General features: G+C 66.6%; 22 protein-coding genes. 17 read left to right on the top strand and 5 right to left on the bottom strand.

Annotated features, from left to right (window positions below; all coding sequences use genetic code 11):
- Positions 1–142: 142 nt before the first annotated feature.
- The 8 genes from NNX37_RS02520 (at position 143) to NNX37_RS02485 (ending at position 7878) form a co-directional block, all read left to right on the top strand.
- Positions 143–1540, top strand: a complete 1398-nt coding sequence (locus NNX37_RS02520) for a GAF domain-containing protein (protein WP_255790682.1) — start codon at positions 143–145, stop codon at positions 1538–1540.
- A 97-nt stretch (positions 1541–1637) separates the two neighbouring features.
- The gene (gene exaC, locus NNX37_RS02515) at positions 1638–3161 is read left to right on the top strand and encodes an acetaldehyde dehydrogenase ExaC (RefSeq protein ID WP_255790678.1); all 1524 of its coding nucleotides are present in this window, start codon (positions 1638–1640) and stop codon (positions 3159–3161) included.
- 82 nt (positions 3162–3243) lie between these two features.
- Positions 3244–4263: an alcohol dehydrogenase AdhP gene (adhP, locus tag NNX37_RS02510; protein WP_255790675.1), complete on the top strand. Its 1020-nt coding sequence runs from the start codon at positions 3244–3246 to the stop codon at positions 4261–4263.
- Positions 4263–4658, top strand: coding sequence for a DUF779 domain-containing protein (locus NNX37_RS02505; protein WP_255790673.1), 396 nt, complete (start codon positions 4263–4265; stop codon positions 4656–4658). Before adhP ends, NNX37_RS02505 begins: the two co-directional genes overlap by 1 nt.
- A 103-nt stretch (positions 4659–4761) precedes the next feature.
- On the top strand, positions 4762–5112 hold the full coding sequence (locus NNX37_RS02500) for a hypothetical protein (RefSeq protein ID WP_255790671.1): 351 nt from the start codon (positions 4762–4764) through the stop codon (positions 5110–5112).
- Positions 5113–5510: 398 nt separating this feature from the next.
- Positions 5511–5810 carry a DUF4193 domain-containing protein gene (locus NNX37_RS02495; RefSeq protein ID WP_146360892.1) on the top strand — a complete coding sequence of 100 codons (300 nt, stop codon included), beginning with the start codon at positions 5511–5513 and terminating at the stop codon, positions 5808–5810.
- Between the two features lie 82 nt (positions 5811–5892).
- Positions 5893–6543, top strand: a complete 651-nt coding sequence (locus NNX37_RS02490) for a nucleotidyltransferase family protein (protein ID WP_255790670.1) — start codon at positions 5893–5895, stop codon at positions 6541–6543.
- 144 nt (positions 6544–6687) lie between these two features.
- Entirely contained in the window at positions 6688–7878 is a 1191-nt protein-coding gene (locus tag NNX37_RS02485) for a TerC family protein (RefSeq protein WP_255790668.1), read from the top strand.
- Positions 7879–8081: 203 nt separating this feature from the next.
- Here NNX37_RS02485 and NNX37_RS02480 read toward each other — a convergent pair whose 3' ends face one another.
- On the bottom strand, positions 8082–8708 hold the full coding sequence (locus NNX37_RS02480) for a hypothetical protein (RefSeq protein ID WP_255790667.1): 627 nt from the start codon (positions 8706–8708) through the stop codon (positions 8082–8084).
- Positions 8709–8797: 89 nt separating this feature from the next.
- On the opposite strand from NNX37_RS02480, the gene NNX37_RS02475 reads away from it, so the two are divergent.
- A complete protein-coding gene (locus NNX37_RS02475; protein WP_255790666.1) occupies positions 8798–9592 on the top strand; it encodes a glycosyltransferase family 2 protein in 795 nt (264 codons plus the stop codon).
- Here NNX37_RS02475 and idi read toward each other — a convergent pair.
- Positions 9583–10104 carry an isopentenyl-diphosphate Delta-isomerase gene (gene idi / locus NNX37_RS02470; protein WP_255790665.1) on the bottom strand — a complete coding sequence of 174 codons (522 nt, stop codon included), beginning with the start codon at positions 10102–10104 and terminating at the stop codon, positions 9583–9585. The two genes, NNX37_RS02475 and idi, sit on opposite strands and share 10 nt — an antisense overlap.
- 35 nt (positions 10105–10139) lie before the next feature.
- Here idi and NNX37_RS02465 point away from each other — a divergent pair, with 35 nt between their 5' ends.
- The 6 genes from NNX37_RS02465 to NNX37_RS02440 are packed head-to-tail and all read left to right on the top strand — an operon-like array spanning position 10140 to position 15523.
- Entirely contained in the window at positions 10140–11207 is a 1068-nt protein-coding gene (locus tag NNX37_RS02465) for a polyprenyl synthetase family protein (RefSeq protein WP_255790663.1), read from the top strand.
- A 3-nt stretch (positions 11208–11210) separates the two neighbouring features.
- Complete coding sequence (locus tag NNX37_RS02460) at positions 11211–12143, top strand: phytoene/squalene synthase family protein (protein WP_255790661.1); 933 nt, start codon at positions 11211–11213, stop codon at positions 12141–12143.
- Positions 12144–12145: 2 nt separating this feature from the next.
- Complete coding sequence (gene crtI, locus NNX37_RS02455; protein ID WP_255790904.1) at positions 12146–13882, top strand: phytoene desaturase family protein; 1737 nt, start codon at positions 12146–12148, stop codon at positions 13880–13882.
- Positions 13882–14262 (top strand): lycopene cyclase domain-containing protein, encoded by a 381-nt coding sequence (locus NNX37_RS02450; RefSeq protein WP_255790660.1) that lies wholly within the window; start codon positions 13882–13884, stop codon positions 14260–14262. The genes crtI and NNX37_RS02450 overlap by 1 nt, the downstream gene beginning before the upstream one ends.
- On the top strand, positions 14259–14639 hold the full coding sequence (locus tag NNX37_RS02445; protein WP_308206296.1) for a lycopene cyclase domain-containing protein: 381 nt from the start codon (positions 14259–14261) through the stop codon (positions 14637–14639). Before NNX37_RS02450 ends, NNX37_RS02445 begins: the two co-directional genes overlap by 4 nt.
- Before the next feature lie 35 nt (positions 14640–14674).
- Positions 14675–15523 (top strand): prenyltransferase, encoded by an 849-nt coding sequence (locus tag NNX37_RS02440; RefSeq protein ID WP_255790901.1) that lies wholly within the window; start codon positions 14675–14677, stop codon positions 15521–15523.
- Between the two features lie 103 nt (positions 15524–15626).
- On the opposite strand, the gene NNX37_RS02435 is transcribed toward NNX37_RS02440, so the two are convergent.
- Both NNX37_RS02435 and NNX37_RS02430 read right to left on the bottom strand, forming a co-directional pair.
- A complete protein-coding gene (locus tag NNX37_RS02435; protein ID WP_255790658.1) occupies positions 15627–17117 on the bottom strand; it encodes a catalase in 1491 nt (496 codons plus the stop codon).
- Between the two features lie 52 nt (positions 17118–17169).
- On the bottom strand, positions 17170–17622 hold the full coding sequence (locus NNX37_RS02430; protein ID WP_255790657.1) for a Fur family transcriptional regulator: 453 nt from the start codon (positions 17620–17622) through the stop codon (positions 17170–17172).
- A gap of 112 nt (positions 17623–17734) precedes the next feature.
- Here NNX37_RS02430 and NNX37_RS02425 point away from each other — a divergent pair, with 112 nt between their 5' ends.
- Positions 17735–18523 carry an alpha/beta fold hydrolase gene (locus NNX37_RS02425; RefSeq protein WP_255790655.1) on the top strand — a complete coding sequence of 263 codons (789 nt, stop codon included), beginning with the start codon at positions 17735–17737 and terminating at the stop codon, positions 18521–18523.
- Positions 18520–19272, top strand: a complete 753-nt coding sequence (locus NNX37_RS02420; RefSeq protein ID WP_255790654.1) for an esterase/lipase family protein — start codon at positions 18520–18522, stop codon at positions 19270–19272. The genes NNX37_RS02425 and NNX37_RS02420 overlap by 4 nt, the downstream gene beginning before the upstream one ends.
- On the opposite strand, the gene NNX37_RS02415 is transcribed toward NNX37_RS02420, so the two are convergent.
- Positions 19269–20045, bottom strand: coding sequence for an MBL fold metallo-hydrolase (locus tag NNX37_RS02415; RefSeq protein ID WP_255790653.1), 777 nt, complete (start codon positions 20043–20045; stop codon positions 19269–19271). The genes NNX37_RS02420 and NNX37_RS02415 overlap by 4 nt on opposite strands.
- Positions 20046–20097: the final 52 nt, after the last annotated feature.

Here is a 20097-nt window from a genome sequence, read left to right as displayed (position 1 = left end):
GTTCGCCGGTAAACCGCAGTTCCTCTGGCCCCCGCCGGTCCGCGCATGGGAGCATGTTCCAACGAAGAGTTGTTGTTCCCTCACCGGGCAGCGTCCGTTACGGAAGACGTTGTCCGATTGTCAGCGTGGATAGGCGGGGGCCGTGCGCATTGCGGCGCAGAATCAAAGTGTTGCCCTGAACGGGCCGTCCGGCGTCCTGCCGCGGATACCTGCGGAAGCCTTACGCCGGAACGCGGTGCGGGCGCATGAGGCGCTCTCCTCCGGCAGCGGATGGCTGGAGCGGCTGCGGCCTTCCGTCCGGGAGTCCTGGGTGCGGTCGCTTCAGCACCACCCGGATCCGGATGTCCCGCGTCCGGAATTAGTGTTCGACGACGACGCCCTGGCCCGCTATCGTGCGGCCCATCCGCTCTCTGCCGTGATGCCGGTCATCCGCCGCCTGCTGGTGGAGCCGGGAGAGGACTCCGGGCTGCTGGTGGCTGTGGGGGATGAGCTGGGCCGGCTGCTGTGGGTAGACGGCGACGCGGTGCTGCGCCGGCGCGCCGAAGACATGCTGTTTGTTCCCGGCGCGGACTGGTCCGAACGCACTGTCGGCACCAGTGCCCCCGGAACCGCCCTCGCTACCGGCTCCGACGTGCAGATTGCCGGGCCGGAACACTTCAGCCGGCTCGTCCACTCCTGGAGCTGCACCGCCGTACCCGTGCATGACCCGGACACCGGCTCCGTGCTCGGCGTTGTGGACGTTACCGGAGGTCCCGAAGCCGTCGCCCCGCATACCCTGGCCCTTATCCGGGCAGCAGTCGCTGCCGCGGAAGCCGGGCTCCAGGTCCAGCGACTGCAGGCAGACCGAGACGCCCCGCAGCAGGGATCCCTCGCCGGCTTCGGAGCGCCGCCGCGCCGTAGTGCAGGCCGCCCGGCGTCACCGCCCGCCAGCGACACGGAACGCCTGGAGCTGCTGGGCCGGGAACGTGCGGTGCTGCATACCCGGGGCGGGTCCGTGGAACTCAGCTCCCGGCACGGGGAGCTGCTGGCCGTGCTGGCCCTGCACCCCGGCGGCCTTACCGCCGAGGAGCTGGCCGCACTCGCGTACCCGGACGGCGGACAGGCGGGCACGGTGCGGGCGGAGATGCTGCGGCTGCGCAACCTGATGGAAACCGTCGCCGCCGGAACACCGGCCGAACCGCTGGTCCCGCGCTCCCGCCCCTACCGCCTGGCCAGGCCGCTGGTGGTGGACGCCGCGCAGGTCCTGAGGTTCCTGGAACAGGGGGCACACCGGCTGGCGCTGGGGATGTACCGGGGACAGGTGCTGCCGCGCTCCGAAGCCCCTGCCCTCATCCGGCTGCGCGGCGACGTCTCGGCCGTCCTGCGGCAGGCGATGCTGTCCGACGCCGGGCCGGACGCCCTGCTGCAGTACCTGCACTTGCCGGAAGCGGAGCACGACGCCGAGGCCTGGCAGCGTGCCCTGCGGGTTCTTCCGCCGCGCTCGCCCCGCCGGGCCGCCGTCGCCGCGGCCCTGGAGCGCATCGAGCGGGACCTGGCCTGACCGGATTCGGTCGTTGCAACCTGCTTGCAACGTTGCGTTCCGTAGCCTCGGGGATGTCCGCAACCGACATCGACGTCGAACGCACAAGGAGCCCATCATGACCGTTTATGCACAGCCAGGCACCGAAGGATCGAAAGTCACCTTCAAACCGCGCTACGAGAACTGGATCGGCGGGGAATGGGTAGCCCCGGTCAAGGGACAGTACTTCGAGAACATCTCGCCGATCAACGGCCGCCCGTTCTGCGAAGTAGCCCGCGGCACATCTGCTGACATTGACCTCGCGCTGGACGCCGCCCACAAGGCCGCAGGAGCCTGGGGCAAGACCGCGGTGGCCGAACGTGCCCTGGTCCTGACCCGCATCGCGGACCGGATGGAAGCCAACCTCGAGATGCTCGCCGTCGCCGAAACCTGGGACAACGGCAAGCCGATCCGGGAAGTCCTGGCCGCAGACCTGCCGCTGGCCATCGACCACTTCCGCTACTTCGCCGGCGCCATCCGCGCGCAGGAGGGCGGCATCTCCCAGCTTGATGACAACACCACCTCGTACCATTTCCACGAGCCGCTCGGCGTGGTGGGGCAGATCATTCCCTGGAACTTCCCGATCCTCATGGCCGTCTGGAAACTGGCTCCGGCGCTCGCTGCGGGCAATGCGATCGTGCTGAAGCCTGCTGAGCAGACGCCGACGTCGATCCTGGTGCTGATGGAGCTGATCGCGGACCTGCTGCCGGCAGGCGTGCTGAACGTGGTGAACGGCTTCGGCGTGGAAGCAGGCAAACCGCTGGCATCCTCGAACCGGATCCGGAAGATCGCCTTTACGGGTGAGACCACCACGGGCCGGCTGATCATGCAGTACGCCAGCCAGAACCTGATTCCGGTCACCCTCGAACTGGGCGGCAAGAGCCCGAACATCTTCTTTGCCGACGTCGCAGCCGCCGATGATTCCTTCTACGACAAGGCACTCGAAGGCTTCAACATGTTCGCCCTGAACCAGGGCGAGGTCTGCACCTGCCCGTCCCGTGCCCTGGTGCAGGACTCCATGTATGACTCCTTCATGGCCGACGCGCTGGCCCGCACGGCACAGATCATCCAGGGCAATCCGCTCGATACCAACACCATGGTGGGTGCACAGGCTTCCAACGACCAGTTGGAGAAGATCCTGTCCTACCTGGATATCGGCAAGCAGGAGGGCGCAAAGCTCCTGGCCGGAGGCGAGCGAGCCCACCTCGACGGCGACCTTGCCGGCGGCTTCTACGTCCAGCCGACCGTGTTCGAGGGCACCAACAACATGCGCATCTTCCAGGAGGAGATCTTCGGCCCGGTAGTTTCAGTGACCCGGTTCTCCGACTACGGCGAGGCCATGGCCATTGCCAATGACACCCTGTACGGGCTTGGCGCAGGTGTCTGGTCCCGGGACGGCAACACTGCGTACCGGGCGGGCCGGGATATCCAGGCCGGGCGGGTGTGGGTCAACAATTACCACGCCTATCCTGCCCATTCCGCCTTCGGTGGCTACAAGTCCTCCGGTATCGGCCGCGAGAACCACGCCATGATGCTGGACCACTACCAGCAGACCAAGAACCTGCTGGTCAGCTACGCCGAAAACAAGCAGGGGTTCTTCTAAGCGGTCTCCGCACGCGCCTAGGCTGGGGTGTCACTCGCCTTTCACTTGTTCCTTCTTGTTCTGTTGATGGAAAGAGGACCCCATGGCCAGCATGCAGGCAGCAGTAGTGAACCAACTCGGTGAAGGACTCTCCGTCGAGGAGGTTGCAGTACTTGATCCGGGTCCGGGGCAGGCGCTCGTCAAACTAGTGGCCACGGGCGTCTGCCATACGGACCTCCATGCTGCCGACGGCGACTGGCCCGTGAAGCCGACTCCGCCGTTCATCCCCGGCCACGAGGGGGTGGGAGAAGTGGTGCAGGTTGGTGAAGGGGTCACCGACCTGCACCCGGGTGACATGGTGGGCAACGCCTGGCTCGCCTACGCCTGCGGTGTGTGCGAGTACTGCCGGACCGGGTGGGAAACGTTGTGTGAGCAGCAGAAGAACAGCGGTTACTCCGTGGACGGCTCCTTCGGCCAGTACATGCTGGTGGATGCGCGTTTTGCGGCGCGCATCCCGGAAGGAGCCGATCCGCGGGAAATCGCACCGGTCCTCTGCGCGGGCGTCACGGTCTACAAAGGACTGAAAGTCAGTGAGGCACGGCCCGGTCAATGGGTCGTCATCTCCGGCATAGGCGGTCTGGGACACGTGGCTGTGCAGTATGCCGTTGCCATGGGACTGCGCGTCGCCGCCGTAGACATCGCCGACGAAAAGCTGGAGCTGGCCACGAGGTACGGGGCCGAGATCGTGGTTAATGCACGTAACGAGGACCCGGCCGGGGTTATCCAGGAGAAGATCGGCGGTGCCCACGCAATACTTGTCACCGCGGTGCATCCGGCGGCGTTCGGCCAGGCCATCGGCATGGCCCGGCGCGGCGGAACGATTGTCTTTGTCGGGCTGCCGCCGGGAGACTTTCCGGCCCCGATCTTTGACACTGTACTGAAGGGCCTCACCATCCGGGGGTCGATCGTGGGCACGCGCCAGGACCTGGCCGAGGCGATTGACTTCTATGACCGCGGACTGATCCACCCCAATATCACCGTCCGCAGCCTGGACGAGATAAACGATGTAATGACTGAACTCCGGGAAGGCCGAGTCGACGGCCGTGTAGTGATTGGATACTGATGGATTCCTCGATTGCTTCTGAGCTGGACGCGGCTGCAGCGCTGCCCGGAGAGAATTTTTCCCGGGTGGCACTGACCCCCGAGGCTCTAGAACTGCTGCTGCGGCTGCGGCCGATCCACGGTGAGCTGATGTTCCACCAGTCAGGCGGCTGCTGCGACGGGTCCTCGCCCATGTGTTATCCAAAGGGAGAGTTCCTCACCTCAGAAGCGGACGTGCTCCTGGGCGTCTTCGATGTGGAGGGTGACGAACTGGAGTTCTGGATGTCGCGTGAGCAGTTTGAGTACTGGAAACACACCCATCTGACCGTGGACGTAGTGACGGGACGGGGGAGTGGGTTTTCCGTGGAAGCGCCCGAGGGAAAGCGCTTCCTCATCCGGTCCCGTCTGCTTGGGTAGGATCCAAATAGTAAGCTGACTGTTGAACCTGCCGTTTTGGACGGTAGTGTGCATGTGGACGGAACTTATCAAAGCCCAGTGAGGGCAGGAGAAGAGGAAGACCATGGTAAAGAAGTTTGTATTTTTGGCGGGCGCGGGTGTTGGCTACCTGGTTGGATCCAAGGGCGGCCGCGAAAAGCTGATGCAGCTCTGGAATGACCCGAAGGTGCAGGAGACCGTGTCTCACGGCACCGATTGGGCAAAGGAAAAGGCTCCGGGCCTGCAGGACAAGGTAACGGGCGCCGCCAAGGATGCCGCATCCAAGGTCACCGGCTCCGGCAGCTCCAGCAGCACCGAGTCCGGCTCCAGCACGTCCACGGGCTCTTCCGCAGCAGGCAGCACGGGGACCAACGGTTCCTACACCTCCGGCGGCGAGCAGAAGATGACTCCGGCTGAACCCCAGCCCGAGGCCTAGTCTGATCAAAGCGCCGGACGGCGGGTGACAGCCCGGCGTCCGGCGCTTTTTCGTTCCCGGCGCTTGGGTGATGCCGCCGATCCCTTCCACTTCAACCGATAATAAGTCCCGCCGAAAAAGCGGAACCTGCACGGCAGCATGCACGTTGGACATGCAACGGGTGCACGGGGGTGTTCGGGGGACGCCCGGGGATCGAACGCGGATTTGGCCGCGGGCGGTTCGCCCCGCAGCAGCGCCCCCACCGAGGGACGACGTGCCGGGAAGTGGATGTTCGAAGAAGGAAAACCCCCGGGGGACCGCCGACGGGAATAACAGGCAACCGTGTGTCCGTTATCTTCGGCTAGTATCGAGTGCCCCGAAGCAATAGAAACTACGGATTTGGAGTGTGAGCCGAGAATATGGCTACAGATTATGACGCGCCGCGCAAGACTGAGGAAGAGGCCGGCCCGGCTTCGATCGAGGAGCTTCAGGCCCGGCGCAGCGACAAGCAGTCTGCCGTAGTTGACGTGGATGAAACGGAAGCGGCCGAAGGATTTGAACTGCCCGGTGCAGACCTGTCCGGCGAAGAACTGCTCGTGCGGGTGGTGCCGCCGCAGGAAGACGAATTCACCTGCAACTCCTGCTTCCTCGTCCGCCACCGCTCCCAGCTTGCCGTGGAGAAGAACGGCCTGGCCTACTGCAAGGACTGTGAAGGCTAACCACCCCGCTACCTCAGCCGCCGCACCGCCAGGGTGCGGCGGCTACCTGTTTAATGGGCCGGACAGTAAGAAGGGAACGCAGATGACCGGAACGACGACGGCGGTCCTGCTGGCTGCCGGAGCGGGTGTACGCCTCGGGCGCGGCCCAAAGGCGCTGCTGCCTTTCCACGGCCGGCCCCTCATCGAACATCAGGTCCGGGTGCTTCTTGCCGGCGGCTGTACCGGTGTGGTGGCGGTGCTGGGAGCCGGGCACTCAGAGGTTTCCGCCGCCGCCCGGCTGCAGAACACGGAAGTGGCGGTGAACCCCCGCTGGGAGCTCGGGATGGGCACCAGCTACCGCTGCGGGGTCCAGGCGGCGCTGGCACACGGCCCAGCGGCCGTGCTCATAGCCCTCGTGGACCAGCCCGGCCTGAGCCCGGCCGTGGTGGCACGCGTCCTCGCCGCTGGGCAGCCCGGCAGGATCGCCGCCGCAGGGTACCGGACAGCCGAAGGCCGGCTGCGGCGCGGACACCCTGTTCTGTTCGATGCTTTCCTGGCCCTGCGAAGCCTGGGCCAGGATGCCGACTATTCCGCGGCTGAACATGCACGGAATGGCAAGCCGGGCGTCGATCCGGATGCCGGCGCCCGTTCCTTCCTCGAAGCCCATCCGGAGCTGGTGCACGTCATTGACTGTTCCGATCTGGCCGATGGGCGCGATGTGGACACCGAAGCGGACATCGTCCTGTTAGACTGATGGCTTCGTAGGGGAGTATCCCGAAACGCCGATATCCGTCAACACGTGGAGCACCGACGCTCCGCCGGGTTCAGCGGTCAGTCTGTCCAGACTGGCGGGAGAGACCTATGCTCCTTCGGCGTACCCTACGAAAGCAGACATCTCATGACTGTTTCCCCCTTGGTCTGGGGAGTGACCATTGTGGTCATCCTGGCCCTTCTGGCCTTTGATTACTTCTTCCACATCCGCAAGGCGCATATCCCTACGTTGAGGGAAGCGGCCATTTGGTCCTCCATCTACGTAGGACTCGCCGTGGTCTTCGGCGGTGTTGTCTGGGTCCTTGGCGGAGCCCAGATGGGCACCGAGTATTTCGCCGGATACATCACCGAGAAGGCGCTTTCGGTAGACAACCTGTTTGTCTTCCTGATCATCATGGCGAGCTTCCGTGTTCCGCGTGAAGACCAGCAGAAGGTCCTGCTCTTCGGCATCGTCTTCTCCCTGATCGCCCGTACCGCGTTCATTCTTCTCGGCGCCGCGCTGATCAACTCCTTCTCCTGGGTCTTCTACATCTTCGGCCTGATCCTGCTGATCACGGCGGGCAACCTGCTCAAGCCGGAAAGCACGGAGGGTGACGACGAAGCCAACAACTTCATCATTCGGCTGGCCCGCAAGATCTTCCACACCTCGGAGAACTACGACGGGGACAAGCTGTTCACCATGGAGAACGGCAAGCGCGTCCTCACCCCGATGCTCCTGGTCATGGTGGCCATCGGCGGCACCGACATCCTCTTCGCGCTCGACTCTATCCCGGCGATCTTCGGCCTGACCCAGAACGTCTTCATCGTCTTCACCGCCACGGCGTTCTCGCTGATGGGCCTGCGCCAGCTCTACTTCCTCATCGACGGCCTGCTGGACCGCCTGATCTACCTCAGCTACGGCCTGGCAACAATTCTGGCCTTCATCGGCGTCAAGCTGGTCCTGCACGCCCTGCATGAGAACACGCTGCCCTTCATCAACGGCGGCGAGCATGTCTCGGTCATCGAGATCACCACCGGACTCTCGCTCTCCGTCATCGTGGGCGTGCTCGTCGTGACCGTCATTGCGTCCCTGGTCAGCCCCGCGGGCAAGGCCATGACCGCCGTCAACAACGCACGGCGGCATGCGGACGCCTACCTGGACCTGACCTACACCGCAGATCCCGCCGAGCGGGAGCGCGTTTACAAGGCCCTGTGCGACGAAGAGCAGGACATCCTGAAGATGGACCTCAAGTACCGTGACAAGGTCAAGGACATCGAAGAGATCCGCGAAACCGTAGCCCGCGCACACAGCGAGCACGAGCGGTACCTCTCCCGCTAGCGGATACGCCGGCGGGAACCTGCAGAAAAACAGGGCATCCCGGGCAGCCACAGTGCTGCCCGGGATGCCCTTCGCAGTGAAGCCCGGCGGGACCGGCATGCAGCGAAGCCCCGGCGGAGCCGGCATGCAGTGAAGCTCCGGCGGGACCGGCATGCAGCGAAGCTCCGGCGGGGCCGGCATGCCGACTGCCCCGGCCCCGATGCTTAGCGGCCGGTACGGTGGTGCGCTACCGGAGTATGCAGCAGCGCACCGGAACGCCGGACGGCAAAACCAAGACACAGTCCGGCGGCCAACGAACCCAGCCCCGCGGCAACCAGATCTGTCATGGTGTCCGCGTAGCCGACGTTGATCCGCGCATCCACATACGTGTGGCCCCACCATTCACCGATCTCCCACAGCACACTCATTCCCAGCCCCAGGGCCAGCACCAGCAGCGGAACCACCACCGGAAGCGACCGCGAGGCCCGGTGCGGACGCTGGACCGCGGGAACAGCGCCGAACTGCACGAGCAGGAAATAGGCGATCACTGCGAGGACACCGGTGGCGGCGCAGTGGACGGCCAGATCCCACCACGGGATGCGTGCGTAGAGATCCGCAACGCTGCTCCATGCGGCGGTCAGCAGCACCAGTCCGTAGACGGTGTCGAAACCGGGGAAGACGGCCAGCGCCCGGGACACCAGAAGTCCGAGCAGCACCAGCAGGAACAGGGCCGTTTCCACCGGTCCCAGCAGCACCAGGGCTGCCGCAGCACTCAGCACGCCAAGCACACGCACCGCGTCCGCAAGGTACTCTTTTCCGGTCCCCGGCGGGTGGAGCAGCGCATCGATCATGCTCCTACGGTAGCCCGGCACTCCCCGCTGGAAGCGGTGCACACCGAAAACCGCCCGGAGAGCGGCCGGCCCCGCGCTAAACTCAGCCCATGCCTTCCGAGCTTCCGGCAGTGTCCGTGGTTATCCCGTGCCGAGACGACGCTGTCTTCCTGGAAGCCTGTCTGTCGTCACTGGCCAGACAGAGTGTGCCGCCCCGGGAAATAGTGGTGGTGGACAACAACAGCAGCGATGCCAGCGCCGAGGTTGCCCGGCGGTTCGGCGCCCGGGTGGTTTTCGAAGTGGTTCCCGGAATCCCTGCCGCTGCCGGCGCCGGGTACGACGCCGCCGCAGGGAACACGGAACCGGACTCCATTATTGCGAGATGTGACGCCGACTGTGTCCTTCCCCCGGACTGGATTGCGCGGATAGCTGAAGCCTTCGCTGCGGATCCGCGGCTGGAAGTGCTCAGCGGCCCCGGGGTTTTCTACGGCATGCCCCGGCTGCGGGCGCTGCTGCTGTCCCGGCTGTATCTGGGGTCGTATTACCTGGCGATGGGGTCGGCCCTGGCCCACTGGCCGTTTTTCGGCTCCAACCTGGCCCTTCGCGCCGGGGCCTGGGAGGAAGTCAGCGGCGAAGTGCACCGTGGGGATCCGGAGATGCACGACGACGTGTGCCTCAGTTTCCACCTCGGCCAGGGACGGCGGTGCCGGCTGGACCGCAGCCTGGTTGTAGGGATGGCGCCGCGGGCGGTGCAAAGCCGGGCCGGAATTCTCCTGCGCTTCCGCCGGGCCTTCCACACCCTGGCCTGTCACTGGCCCGGGGAATACCCCTGGGTCCGCTGGGCCCGGCGGTTTACGGGCCCCGGAACCGCGGCACCGGCTGACTCAGTGCAGCCTCAGGGATAAAGCAGCGGCAGCTGCAGCACCAGCCACGGGCTGAACGCCCAGGGCGTCAGCCGGACCGCAGGAACTAGCTGGGCCGGATCGGCCCACTCCCAGTCCATGACCTCGTCCGCGGCGGGGACCGGGTCGGCGTCGGCAACAGCCGTGTAAACGGGGCAGATCTCGTGCTCGACAATTCCGGATGCGTCCACGGCCCGGTAACGGAAATCCGGAAGCCGCACCGTCAGGTCCCGCACTTCGAGCCCGAGCTCGCGCCGGGCACGCCGGACCACGGCGTCCTCGGTGGCTTCCCCGGGACCGGGATGGCCGCAGAAGGAATTGGTCCACACTCCCGGCCAGGTCAGCTTCGACAGCGCCCGCCGGGTGACCAGTAGCTGGCCGCGGGAATTGAAGACGTGTGTGGAGAACGCCAGGTGCAGCTCGGTATCCGTGGTGTGCACGGTGGCTTTGTCCCGGACGCCCACGGGACGGCCGTCATTATCGACGAGAACCACCTGTTCAGTGCTCCCCGTCATTTCTTCCCCTTGTCCCATACGTGTTTACTTTACCTATGGAAACGCACCCCCCGCTCGACCTGTCCGCCGGCGAGGACCAGGTTGAGGTTGTCCTGCAGCAGTTCTTTGAGCAGGCCAAGGACCGGGCGGCGAAGCTGGGACCCGCTTATCTGTCCCTCTGGCAGACACTGGAAAATTCGGCTGCCGGCGGCAAACGGGTGCGTCCCCGGATCCTTTTGACGTCCTACCTCACCCTCGGAGGCACGGACCGCGGCGCTGCTGCCCGGGTGGGGGCGGCCTTTGAACTCCTGCACACCGCGCTGATCGTCCACGACGATGTGATTGACCTCGACTTCACCCGCCGCGGCCAGGCAAACGTGGCCGGCGTCTTCCGGGGGCTCGCCGCCGCCGCCGGCGTCGAAGAACGCGCCGCCCGGCACCGCGGACTGTCCGCAGGGGTGATTGCCGGCGACCTGGCGCTGACCGGAGCCTTCCGGCTGCTGGACCGTCTTGAGGTGGACACCGAGGTGCGGCTGCGCCTGGCGGACATCTTTGACGAAGCAGTATTCGCCTCGGCCGGGGGCGAACTGATCGATGTGGACCTGTCCTTCCAGCCCGGGGCGCCGCCGGTTGACGAGATTCTGCAGATGGAGCGCCTCAAGACCGCTGTCTACTCCTTCGAGGCCCCGCTGCAGGCGGGCGCGGTGCTGGCAGAGGCGTCGAACGACGTCGTCGACGTCCTGGGCCTTTACGGCAGGGACATCGGGATCGCCTATCAGGTGGTGGACGATCTGCTGGGCGTGTTCGGTGCCGAAAGCGCAACGGGCAAGTCCAGCTTCTCCGACCTGCGCGAGGGTAAACGCACGGTTCTGGTCTCCTACGCTGCGGGAACGCCCCAATGGGCCGAACTGTCGGAACTGCTGGGCAGTCCTGCACTGACAGCCCGTGATGCCGCCCGCGCCCGGGAACTGCTGGTGACCTGCGGAGCCCGGGACTATGCGCGGGGCCTGGTCCTCGACTACGCCCAGCGGGCCCGCCTCCACCTGCAGTACCCGGCCATACCGCCCGCCCTGCGCACCGCCCTGTCCGCGGTAACGGACCGCGCCGTGAACCGGGGGCGGTAATCCGTGGCAGCTGAGCAGGGCCTTGCCCTCTACAACACTGTGGCGCGGCAGACCGCAGCCGTGCTGATCCGGTCCTATTCGACGTCGTTCGGGCTGGCTTCGAGGCTGCTGGCCGCCCGGACGCGCGGGCAGATTGAAACCATCTACGCGCTGGTCCGGCTGGCGGACGAAATTGTCGACGGCGTGGCAGCGGAGGCGCTGGTTGCCCACGCGGAGGTCGGTGTGCTGCTGGATGAGCTGGAAGCGGATACGGAACGTGCCCTGCGGACCGGCTACAGCGTCAACCTCGTGGTCCACGCGTTTGCGGTGACGGCGCGGGAAACCGGGATCGGGCCAGACCTCACCCGGCCGTTCTTCGCCTCGATGCGCGCCGATCTGGAACAGACGGCACACACAGAGGCCAGCTTCAACGAGTACGTCTACGGTTCCGCCGAGGTGATCGGGCTGATGTGCCTGGAGTGCTTCCTGCACGGAGTGCCCCTGCCCGATGACCAGGCCAAGGCGCTGCGCGAAGGCGCCCAGCGCCTGGGTGCGGCATTCCAGAAGGTCAATTTCCTGCGGGATCTGGCCCAGGACTTCGAGACCCTGGGGCGCAGCTATTTCCCCGGGGTCACCGTGGAGGCATTCACCGAAACGGATAAGCACCGGATCCTGGACGGCATTGACGCCGATCTGCTGGTTTCGGGCGCCGCCGTGGCGCAGCTGCCCGCAAACTGCCGGGCCGCCGTCGCGCTCGCCCAGGACCTGTTCAGTGAACTGGCCCGCAGGCTCCGCACCACCCCCGCGGAGCAGCTGCGCACCACACGGGTACGCGTCCCCAACCCGGTGAAGGCGCGCATCGCAGCGCGCGCAGTCCTGACCCGCAGCGTCGCCGGGCACCGCGACCGCAGCGAAAACCACTCCCGCGGCGCCGCGGGAAACGAAAGGCAACCATGAGCATGCGTCCGCGCACCGCCGTCGTGATCGGAGGCGGCATCACCGGACTGGCCACCGCGGCCCTCCTGTCCCGGGAGGGCCTGCAGGTCACCGTCTTGGAGAAGCAGCCGGAGACCGGCGGCCGGGCCGGCAGCTGGGAAACCGGAGGGTTCCGCTTTGACACCGGGCCGTCCTGGTACCTGATGCCGGAGGTCTTCGACCATTTCTTCCGGCTGCTGGGCACCTCCGCCGCGGACCAGCTGGAACTGGTCCGGCTGGATCCCGGCTACCGGGTGCTCTTCGAAGACACCGCCGCACCGGTGGACGTGGCCGCGACCCGGGAGGGGAACATCGCCCTCTTCGAATCCCTGGAACCCGGGGCCGGTGCCCGGCTCGAGGAGTATCTGGAGTCCTCCGAAGAGGTCTACGGAATGGCCAAGAAGCGCTTCCTCTACTCCACGTTCGCCTCGTTCCTGCCGCTGCTCCGCCCGGATGTCCTGCGCAGCGGACCCCGGCTGGCCCGGCTGCTGCTGGAACCCCTGAGCACTTTTGTGGCCAAGCGCTTCACTGACCCGCGGATCCGGCAGATCCTGGGGTACCCCGCGGTCTTCCTGGGATCTTCGCCGTTCACCACACCCAGCATGTACCACCTGATGAGCCGGCTGGACCTGGCCGACGGCGTGCTTTATCCCATGGGAGGCTTCCACCGGATCGTGTCGGTGATCTCCGATCTGGCCCGGGCGGAAGGCGCCAAGGTCATCACCGGTGCCGAGGTCACCCGGATCCGCACATCCGTGCCGTCCGGCCCGGGGCGGGGCCGCAGCCCCCTCCGCCGCCGCAGGCCGCGCGCTGTGGGAGTGGACTATCGGGACGCCGAGGGGGCCGTGGTGTCGCTGGATGCGGACCTGGTGGTTTCGGCGGCGGACCTGCACCACACCGAGACCGCGCTCCTGCCTGAAGAACTGCAGACCTATCCTGAGACCTACTGGGAGCACCGCGTCCCCGGGCCCGGCGGGCTCCTGCTTCACCTGGGCGTGCAGGGGGCCCTGCCGCAGCTGGAACACCACACGCTGCTGTTCACCCGGGACTGGGAAGCCAATTTCGAGAAGATTTTCGGCGCGGACACTTCGGTGCCGGACCCGGCGTCCCTGTATGTCTGCCGTCCGAGCGCCACAGATCCCGACGCCGCGCCGGAAGGACATGAAAACCTGTTCGTGCTGGTGCCGGTGCCTTCGGATCCTTCCCTTGGCGCCGGCGGCATTGACGGCGCCGGGGATCCGCAGATCGAGAAGATGGCCGACGCCGTCATCGCCCAGCTCTCCTCCTGGGCCGGTATCCCGGACCTGGCCGAGCGCATCATCATCCGGCGGACCGTGGGCCCGCAGGACTTTGTCGCCGACCTCAACTCCTGGCGGGGAACCCTGCTGGGACCGGCGCACATCCTTAAGCAAAGCGCGTTCTTCCGCGGAACGAACGCCAGCCGGAAAGTGGAAGGACTGCTGTACGCCGGGGGCTCCACCCTTCCGGGCATCGGCCTGCCGATGTGCCTGATCAGCGCGGAACTGATCCTCAAACGGCTGCGCGGAGAAACCGGCACCGAGGCACTGCCCGAGCCCCCGCCCTGGTCGGCGCAGGCAGCGTCGTGGCCGGATGGCCTGGCATCCTCCGACGTACCGCCCGCCTGCCTGACACCCTCCGACGTACCGCCGTCCGCCGGCCCGACTCCCGCCGGTCCGCCGTCCGCCGGGGCGGGCGCGTAATGGGCGTGCTGTACCTGCTTTTCCTGCTGCTGTCCCTGGGCTGCATGATGCTGCTGGACCACCGCTTCCGGCTGTTCTTTTTCGCCGACGCCCGGCGGGCCGCCGTCGTGCTCGCGGTCGGGGTGGTGTTCTTCACCGGCTGGGACCTGGCCGGCATTGGCTCCGATATCTTCTACCGGGGTGAGACCCCGTTCATGCTCGGCCTCACGCTGGCACCGCACCTGCCGGTGGAGGAGATCTTTTTCCTGGCCTTCCTCTGCTACCTGACCATGGTGGTCTTCGGCCTGGTGCGGCTGGCTGCCGGACGCGTTGCCGGACGGACCGAAGGGCGGGCCGCCGGAAACGCCCGGCGCCGGCCGGCGGAGAGGACCCGGCCGTGACCTACTGGACCCTCAACGCTTTCTTCCTCGTCCCGGCAGCCCTGATCTGCGCGGTGGTCCTGCTGCGCGGGCACCGCCCGCGGTACTTCGTCTCCGCGGCAGCCATGACCGCCCTCGTGCTGCTGGCACTGACAGCGGTCTTCGACAACCTCATGATCCGCGTGGGCCTCTTCTGGTACAACGAGGACCGTATTTCCGGAGCGTTTGCCGGAGCCGCGCCGCTGGAGGATTTCGCCTACCCGCTGGCGGCCGTCCTCCTGCTGCCCGCGCTCTGGGTGCTGCTGCCCGGACACGCGCCCGGTCCGGGAACATCGGCCCGCAAACCAGCCGCCCGGAAACCAGCACCCCGCAAACCAACCACCAAGGAGCAGCCGTGAGTCCCGCCGCCACCGGAACAGCGGGAACGCTGCGGATGCTGCTGGTGTCCTCGCGGCCCCTTTCCTGGGTCAACACCGCGTATCCGTTCGCCGCGGCGTACCTGCTTACCACCGGGCGGATCGACCTGGCCTGGGTGATCGGTACGCTGTACTTCCTGGTGCCCTACAACCTGGCCATGTACGGCATCAATGACGTTTTCGACTACGAGTCGGACCTGCACAATCCGCGTAAGGGGGGAGTGGAGGGCGCCGTCCTGGACCGAAGCTTCCACCGCACCACGCTGTGGGCGGCTGTCCTGACCAATGTGCCGTTCCTGGCTGCCCTGGTCCTGCTGGGAAGCCCGCTGTCCTGGCTGGTGCTGGCGGTCAGCGTGTTTGCAGTGATTGCGTACAGCGCCCCGGGACTGCGGTTCAAGGAACGTCCGTTCCTGGATTCCCTGACGTCCAGCACCCACTTCGTCAGCCCGGCGGTGTACGGGCTGGTCCTGGCCGGTGCGGTGTTCACGCCGGGGCTGTGGGCGGTGCTGGGCGCGTTCTTCCTCTGGGGCATGGCCAGCCAGGCCTTCGGTGCGGTGCAGGACGTGGTGCCGGACCGTGAGGGCGGCATCGGATCCATTGCCACGGTGCTGGGGGCTCGGCCGGTCGTGGTGCTCGCCGCAGCTGCCTATCTTGCTGCCGGGCTGCTGATGCTCTTCACACCGTGGCCGGCGGTTCTGGGCTGCCTGCTCGCCCTGCCCTACATCCTCAACCTGCTGCCGTTCCTGCGGATCACCGACGCCGGGTCCGGTGCTGCGAATGCCGGCTGGAAGCGGTTCCTGAAGCTGAACTTCCTCACCGGTTTCCTGGTGACGATGCTGCTCATCTGGTATTGGCCTTCCCGGTAGGACGGGGCGACTGCCTTAAAACCAGCAGCGACTTAAACACAGCAGCGGCCGGCCCCCGAAGGGACCGGCCGCTGCCGTTTCAGCTGGCTAGCGGGGGCTGAAGTTACTCAGCAACGCCCACGAACTCGGCCTTTTCGTTGGCCGTGGTCTCGCCCTGCGCCAGGGAAAGGCGCAGCTTCTCGCCCAGGACCGCGTCCACGTTGGTCCAGTACTGGATCGCTGCTTCGCGGATGTGCGGACGCTTCACACCGGAGATGGCGCCGGTGATGGTTTCCAGGAAACGCTGCTTGGCGGCGTCGTCGTAAACCTCGCGGTACAGCGTGCCGGCCTGGCCGAAGTCGCTGTCCTCGGAGTGCAGGGTCGCGGCGGAACGCACCAGGGCGCCGTCGTTCTCCCAGCTGCCGGCACCCGCCAGCGCTGCGTCGGCCGCGGGGCCGCCGAGCGTGTTCGGTGCGTAGACCGGGGTTTCCGGGGAGTTGTAGGAGAAGCGCATGGCGCCGTCCTGCGAGTAGTTGTTGACCGGTGCCTTCGGTGCGTTGACCGGCAGCAGGTTGTAGTTGGCGCCGATGCGGTAACGCTGGGCGTCCGGGTAGGAGAAGATGCGGGCCATCAGCATCTTGTCCGGGCTGGCGTCGATGCCGGGAACCAGGTTCGCGGGGGACAGGGCGACCTGTTCGATCTGCGCGAAGAAGTTCTCAGGGTTGCGGTTCAGGGTGTGGGTACCCACCTTGATCAGCGGGTAGTCCGCGTGCGGCCAGACCTTGGTCAGGTCGAACGGGTTGAACCGGTACGTCTTGGCATCTTCGTACGGCATAACCTGCACGTGCAGGTCCCAGGACGGGAAGTTGCCGGCCTCGATGGCCTCGTACAGGTCGCGGCGGTAGTAGTCGGCGTCGGCGCCGGCAATCTTTTCAGCCTCGGCACCGGTGATCTCGTGGTTGCCCTGGTTGGACGTGAAGTGGTACTTCACCCAGAAGCGCTCGCCGGCGGCGTTGATCCACTGGTAGGTGTGCGAGCCGAAGCCGGGCATTTCACGCCACGACGTCGGCAGGCCGCGGTCACCCATCAGGTACGTGACCTGGTGTGCGGACTCGGGGGAGTTGGTCCAGAAGTCCCACTGCATGTCAGCATCGCGCAGGCCGGAGCCCGGCAGGCGCTTCTGCGAGTGGATGAAGTCCGGGAACTTGATGCCGTCGCGGATGAAGAACACCGGGGTGTTGTTGCCGACGATGTCGTAGTTGCCCTCGGTGGAGTAGAAACGCATCGCGAAGCCGCGCACATCGCGCCAGGTGTCGGGGGAACCCATTTCACCGGCAACGGAGGAGAACCGCTGGACGGTCTCGGTGACGGTGCCGGGCTGGAAGACAGCGGCACGCGTGTACTTGGAAACGTCCTCGGTAACAACGAACTCACCAAATGCGCCGCCGCCCTTGGCGTGCACGATGCGTTCCGGCATGCGTTCCCGGTTGAACTGGGCCAGCTTCTCGACGAGGTAACGGTCGTGAAGGGCAACGGCGCCGTCGGCGCCGGTGCTCAGCGAGTGTGCGTCGCTGGAAACCGGGGTGCCGGTCTGCGTGGTGGTGAAGTTGGACATGCGTGTTCTTTCTCTGGAGCTGACAAAAAGGGGAAGGAGGTTCGGGGGAGGGCTAGGACACGGCCGCGGCGGCGCAGTCGGTGCAGAGCCCGCGGTAGAGCACATCCGCAATCTGGATGGTCATGCCGTGGGTATCTCCGGGGGTCAGGCACGGGGCGTGGCCGACGGCGCAGTCCACGTCTTCGATCCGGCCGCAGCCGGTGCAGACCGCGTGGTGGTGGTTGTCGTTCACACGGGTCTCGTACCGGGCCGGGGAATCGGGGGTTTCAATTTTCCGCAGCAGGCCGGTTTCGGTGAGGTCCGCCAGGACCACATAGACCGACTGCAGCGAAATGTCCGGAAGTTCCCCGCGGACGGCGGCGGCGACGTCGTCCGCCACCGAGTGCGGTGAGGCGTCAACGGCGCGGAGCACCGCCAGCCGCTGCTTGGTGACGCGCCGGCCGTGGGTGCGCAGCTCGTTGGACCACCTGGCGGTGGACTCCTGGGCTGCTGCGGTTTCGGTCATGTTCATCATCCTAGCCTTATTCTGAGTTATTCATAATAAGGATCGCCTAACCTGTCCGGGCCCCGGTACGCTGGGCGTAGATCGATTCAACGGAACATCAAGCGGAGGCACAGTGCCGGCAGCAGAAGTCCGAACCGGATACCAGCGGATAGCAGTAGGCCAGACGCAGGTGGATATCCGTACCTACCAGCGCTTTGACGACGCCGGGACGCCCGAATGGTCCGGGACCCGCAGCGAGGTGGTCCTGGTGCACGGGATCGGCGCCTCGGAGCGGTACTACGGACCGCTGATCTGGGAACTGGCGCGCACCTCGATTGTGCACACGCTGGAACTTCCCGGTTTCGGCAGCACCCCGAAGCCGGGCAGACAGCTGCAGATGGAGGACTTCGGGCGCATTGCCGTGCAGGCCCTCGAAGCTGCCGGGATTCACGGGGCGCAGTGGGTAGGCCATTCCATGGGCTGCCAGGTTGTGGTGGAAATGGCGCTCGCCGCCCCGGAGGCTGTCTCCTCGGTGGTCCTGCTGGGACCGACCATCAACGATGCCGAGCGCTCGGCCCCGCTGCAGGCGCTGCGGCTGCTGCAGGACTGCCTGGGTGAACCGCCGGCGGTCAACTACATGCTGGTTACCGACTACCTCCGCGCCGGTCCCCGCTGGTATTTGTCCACGCTGCCCGTGATGATCCGCCATCGGCTCGAGGAGCGGATCGCCGGGGTGAAGCCCCCGGTGCTGCTGGTACGCGGCGGCAAGGACCCGGTGGTGCGCGCCGACTGGCTGGCCCGGCTCGCTCATGCCCGCCCCGGTGCGGTGACGGCGGAAATCCCCGGCCAGCCGCACGTGCTGATGTACACCCGTCCTAAGGAAACCGCCGCCCTGATGCGCACGGCGGCCGCTGTCCAATGACGTCTCCACGCCCCGGTGTCCGGCCGCGCAGGCAGGGGCGGATGTTCCGCTGGGCACGCCAGGCCGGGGGTTGGGCCTCGGATTATCTCTACGTGGCGTACTGGCAGGTGCACGGCTTCGTGCTGCGCCGGGACCCGGCAGCGTATCTGCATCCGGAGGGCGCGGTGCGGGCTCCGGTGGTGCTGATCCCCGGCGTCTACGAGAACTGGCAGTTCCTGCGCCCGGTGGCCGACTACCTTTACGAGCGCGGCCATCCGGTGCACACCGTTGCCCCGCTGGGCTACAACCGCGGCACCATCGAGGACATGGCGGTGCTGGTGGAACGCTACCTGGCGGAACAGAACCTGCAGGACGTCCTGGTGCTGGCCCACAGCAAGGGCGGACTGATCGGCAAGCACCTGATGACCCTGCCGGACGGCGGGCCGCGGGTGGACCGGATGATCGCCGTCAACACGCCTTTCTCCGGCTCCGTGTACGCCAACCTGTTTCCGCTCGCGTCGATCCGCGCCTTCTCGCCCCGCGACCCGTTCCTGCAGCGGCTCCTGCGCAACGAGGACGTAAACGCCCGGATCACCTCCGTCTACAGCAGCTTCGATCCGCATATCCCGGCGGGCAGCCATCTGGCCGGTGCGCGGAACATCCAGCTGCAGACCATGGGCCACTTCCGGCCCATCGGTGATTCCCGGCTGCTCGACGTGCTGGAACAGGAACTGGACGACGCCGGATCACGGGACGGCGGCCAGGCCTAGGACGCCCCGCGGGCCAGGGCCTGCTCCACGGCCGCCGCCGAACCGTCCCGCCACGGCTCCCCGTGTCCGGTGAGCAGCAGCGGTGCGTCGGCCTCGGCCAGCAGCGCCAGTGACTCGAGCGCCTGGGCACTGTCCGCCGTCGCTGCGCCGGAGACAATCTGCGGCCCCCTGGCTCCGGTGTAGGGGTCGAGGGTCACCAGGGAATCTCCGCTGATGAGTGCCCCGCGGTCCGGGAAATGCAGGGCCACGTGTCCGGCGGTATGCCCGGGTGTGTACAGGATCCGCGGCCTGCCCGGCAGGGCGTCGCCGGACTCCGTGGTCAAGCTGTGCACGTCGGTCACGCCGCGCACATTCAGCGCCCCGGCGAGGGTCATGGCGCCCAGGACGGGGACTGCCTTGGGGTAGCGGACCGGATACAGGAACCGGTTCGTCTCGTGCCGGTAGCGGTAGGGGTGCGCGGCGATGTACCGGTCGGCATCGTGCACCAGGATGGGCGTGCGGTACTCCTGCCGGAGCCGGGCGGCGGTGCCCACATGGTCGAAGTGCGCATGGGTCAGCACCAGGGCCCGGATGTCCCCCGGACCGTAGCCCAACTCGTCGAGTGCACCGGTCAGGTGCGGCCACATCCCCGGCAGGCCGGCGTCGACCACTGCCACGCCGTCGTCGTCCTCAACCAGATAGACGTTCACATGGGCGTGTTCAAGGCGGTGGATTCCATCGGCAACGTTGCGGGTAAACACGGCGGCTGCTCCTTCGGCGGGATGCGGGGACATCGGTGTCGTCCCATCCTAAGCATGCTTTCTATTACCGTGCGCGTGTGGCGGC

Origin of the sequence: Arthrobacter zhaoxinii (genome assembly GCF_024385505.1) — a bacterium.
In the GTDB taxonomy this organism is placed as follows: Bacteria; Actinomycetota; Actinomycetes; order Actinomycetales; family Micrococcaceae; genus Arthrobacter_B; species Arthrobacter_B zhaoxinii.
Note: the sequence above shows the minus strand (reverse complement) of the source record. Positions and strands in the feature narration are given on the sequence as shown.